This window comes from Paenibacillus sp. 01T422 (assembly GCF_056398785.1).
Window position 1 is genome coordinate 1 of record NZ_JBFTQB010000924.1, and the last position, 3,242, is coordinate 3,242.

The window sequence follows — 3,242 nt, forward strand, 5'->3', positions numbered from 1 at the left end:
TCCACTCACCATCTTACCTTTTTTGAATCAGAAAAGCTACAACGGGATGAAACTGGCAGCTTGGCAGCTACATCCCTAGAATAAACGCGATCGGCTTGGCAAAAAGCTCAATGATATTATTCCCTAATCTTAAGTAAGGATCTAAGGTGACCTGGCGCAGCGGTCTGACGAATACAACAAGCAGGAAAATCACCGATGCCCACTGCTCGAACTTTTGCAAAGACTCCGTATATCTCAAATCCACGAGATCTTGAATAATACGGTACCCGTCGAGCGGCGGAATTGGAATGAGGTTAAACAAGAACAAAGTCAGATTCGTGCTCACCATTAATTTTAAAAAGATTAGAATGGCACTGGCGCTTCCCGTTGACATCCCTTCGAGCCAGCCGTATTTCTGGAAGAGCACAAATATAAACAAACTGATGAATGCAAGAATCAAGTTGCTTATCGGTCCTGCTGCAGTAACGATAATCCCCATTAACCGGGGGCTTTTGAAGTTCCCGCGATTGACAGGCACCGGCTTCGCCCAACCGAACCCAGCAATAAGCAGCATAATGGTCCCGAAGAGATCCAAGTGAACCATAGGGTTCAATGAGACCCTGCCGAATTGTTGGGCTGTAGAATCTCCTAATTTATAAGCGCTGTACGCATGTGCGAATTCATGAATCGTAAACGAAAACACGAGGACCAGAATAACGAAAGGCAGCGTATTCCAGTCATAAAACAATAATCCTCCCATAGATGAACACCTACAGCTTTCTAGCTACGATCACAACCCAATTCGAATCATAGTTTTTCTCTACAATTGTGAATTTGGCAGCAACCAGCGCTTTTTCGACGAGCTCTTCCTTAGCGGTAATAATACCGGACGTTATGTAATAGCCACCTTGCTGCAGAACTTCATAAACATCATCAACGAAAGTAACAATAACCTCTGCCAAAATGTTAGCGACAACCAGCTGCACAGGAATCGTGACGCCAAGCTTGTCTGCGCCTTCTGTTTCGCTTTCTTTCAGGACGCCAAGCAAATCACTCAATTTCACCGTAATGTTAGTTTCCAGTCCATTTTGTTTCGTATTATCCTCAGCACTTGTCACAGCTACAGGATCTAGATCTACAGCAAGGACATGCTTAGCCCCAAGCTTTGCAGCTGCAACGGATAAAATCCCGGACCCAGTTCCAACATCAATGACATCATCCCCTGGCTTAAGCACTTTCTCCAGCGTTTTCAAGCATAGTGATGTTGTCGCGTGTGTGCCTGTTCCGAATGCCATACCAGGATCAAGCTCCAAAATCAGTTCACCAGGTGAAGCTGTGTACTCTTCCCATGTCGGTTTAATCGTCAGACGGTCCGTAATGCGAATCGGCTTGAAGTACTGCTTCCAAGCGTGCGCCCAATCCTCATCATCCACTTCTATTAATTCATACGTTGGATTGCCTGTATCAATATCGTAATCGCTAAGCTGTTCAACTGAAGCTTTTAAATTCGCCATAACTGGCTCCATGTCTGTCCCATGGTAGAAGTAGCCTTTGATCACAGCTCTTCCTTCCGGAATATCGTTTAACGGCGTTTCATACAATTGGCCGTACGATGTATCCCGCTCTTTGTTTAAAGTCCCTGATTCTTCAATAGAGACGCCCCCAGCGCCTAATTCATGAACAAAGTTCGTTATCATTTCTATTGCTTCTTCTGTCGTATGTACGGTTAATTCCTGCCAAAGCATCGGTAGAGCTCCTCCTATCGGTTATCACGTTCGCGAAAATAAGCCCATCAGGGCTATTTTCACAAGGATCATTGTACTACACTTCGCTTCTTGGGTAAAATAGCCTGAATGTAAGCGTTATATTTTTTATTTTCTTAACAATCTCCTAATATATCCGTGCTACATTTAATTACAGGTGGACAACAGTTATCAATGGCCATTACCGCACTTATACTATCCTAGAATGGGGTCTTTCCATGGTAAGAACTTTACTTATTTTTCTTATTATTGTTGGGTTGGAGCTCTCAGCACCTTTAGCTAGTGCCACCCTGCTGGCTGACAACTACAGCCAAGTGACCGCTCATCGCGGCAGCTCCAAGAATGCGCCTGAGAACACGCTGAGCGCCTTTCGCCAAGCCATTGCGGATAAAGCTGGATTCGCCGAACTAGATGTACAAGAAACAAAGGACGGAGTCGTTATGCTCATGCATGATGACAGTGTTCAACGCACGACGGGAATCAACAAAAACATGTGGGAAGTCACCTCATCTGAGCTGAAAACCGTCAGCGCCGGCCGCTGGTTCAGTCCAAAATTTAATAGTGACCGTGTTCCCACTCTCGATGAAGTCATCGAGCTGGCGAAGGATCGGATCAAGCTAAATATAGAGTTGAAAAATAATGGGCACGGGGTTAAGCTCGCTGAGAAAGCGGTTGATATCATTGGCTCTCATGGGTTTGAGAAGCAATGCACGGTGACTTCCTTTGATGCTGGTTTACTTCACACTGTTAAAAAAATGAATCCCCATATTAAAACCTTATTCACCTAATGAATGTGCATAATTAATTTATGATAAAAACCACAAAAGCATCTATTACTCGCGTCATACACGGGTAACAGATGCTTTTGTCAGCTTATATGGAACCGCCGGCACTCTCAATAACACGGCAAGCTTGATCATACACAGAGTCATCAATCACAGCAGCCAGGATGATATCTAGGCCCACTGCTTTCATATCCCCGTCTACGCTTAACATACTATCCGCCATCGCAGATTCAAAGCCGCGTCCAATATCATTATTGAACCGGTCCACCTGAACGTCCGCAGCTCTTAGCGCTTTTAGCTTGGCTGCCGCACCTTCGGCTTGCTCAGGAGAATGGAAATAAGCAAGTATTGCTTTTTCCGCCATGTTAATTCTCTTCCTGTCTATGATCCGCAGCTTTCGCCCGTTCTGCAGCCTCGAAATCGTCCCTGTCGGCAACCTCAGCCGCAAATTCTACGTCCTCATTTTTGGCAACTGGCAAATGACTCTGCTTCTCTTGGTTTTGCTTCGCATTCATCGTTGAACCTCCTAAAAGCTATCATAGTAAAATCCAGTTTTTAGTTTGCCAAAACGAGTCTTTATTATGCGAAACAAGCTATTCCTTTATTTTTTCGAATGAGGCATCATAGAGCCGGAACATCGTCTTGTAGCCCGATTCATCCAGTTTCACTCCGACATCCAGCTTGCCTGTAATGAGCAGCGGGCCCGATGTGTATC

5 protein-coding genes are annotated in these 3,242 nt (G+C 45.0%); 1 reads left to right on the forward strand and 4 read right to left on the reverse strand.

The genetic code is table 11. The features are described 5' to 3' along the window. Positions 1-67: 67 nt before the first annotated feature. Complete coding sequence (locus AC1DUA_RS33480; protein WP_477503842.1) at positions 68-739, reverse strand: site-2 protease family protein; 672 nt, start codon at positions 737-739, stop codon at positions 68-70. Between the two features lie 10 nt (positions 740-749). Beyond that, a complete protein-coding gene (prmA, locus tag AC1DUA_RS33485) occupies positions 750-1,724 on the reverse strand; it encodes a 50S ribosomal protein L11 methyltransferase (RefSeq protein WP_477503843.1) in 975 nt (324 codons plus the stop codon). Positions 1,725-1,960: 236 nt separating this feature from the next. Here prmA and AC1DUA_RS33490 point away from each other — a divergent pair, with 236 nt between their 5' ends. Then, the gene (locus AC1DUA_RS33490) at positions 1,961-2,530 is read left to right on the forward strand and encodes a glycerophosphodiester phosphodiesterase (RefSeq protein ID WP_477503844.1); all 570 of its coding nucleotides are present in this window, start codon (positions 1,961-1,963) and stop codon (positions 2,528-2,530) included. 85 nt (positions 2,531-2,615) lie between these two features. On the opposite strand, the gene AC1DUA_RS33495 is transcribed toward AC1DUA_RS33490, so the two are convergent. Beyond that, on the reverse strand, positions 2,616-2,891 hold the full coding sequence (locus AC1DUA_RS33495; protein WP_477503845.1) for a hypothetical protein: 276 nt from the start codon (positions 2,889-2,891) through the stop codon (positions 2,616-2,618). 1 nt (position 2,892) lies between these two features. Then, complete coding sequence (locus AC1DUA_RS33500; protein ID WP_477503846.1) at positions 2,893-3,042, reverse strand: YfhD family protein; 150 nt, start codon at positions 3,040-3,042, stop codon at positions 2,893-2,895. Between the last annotated feature and the right edge of the window lie 200 nt (positions 3,043-3,242).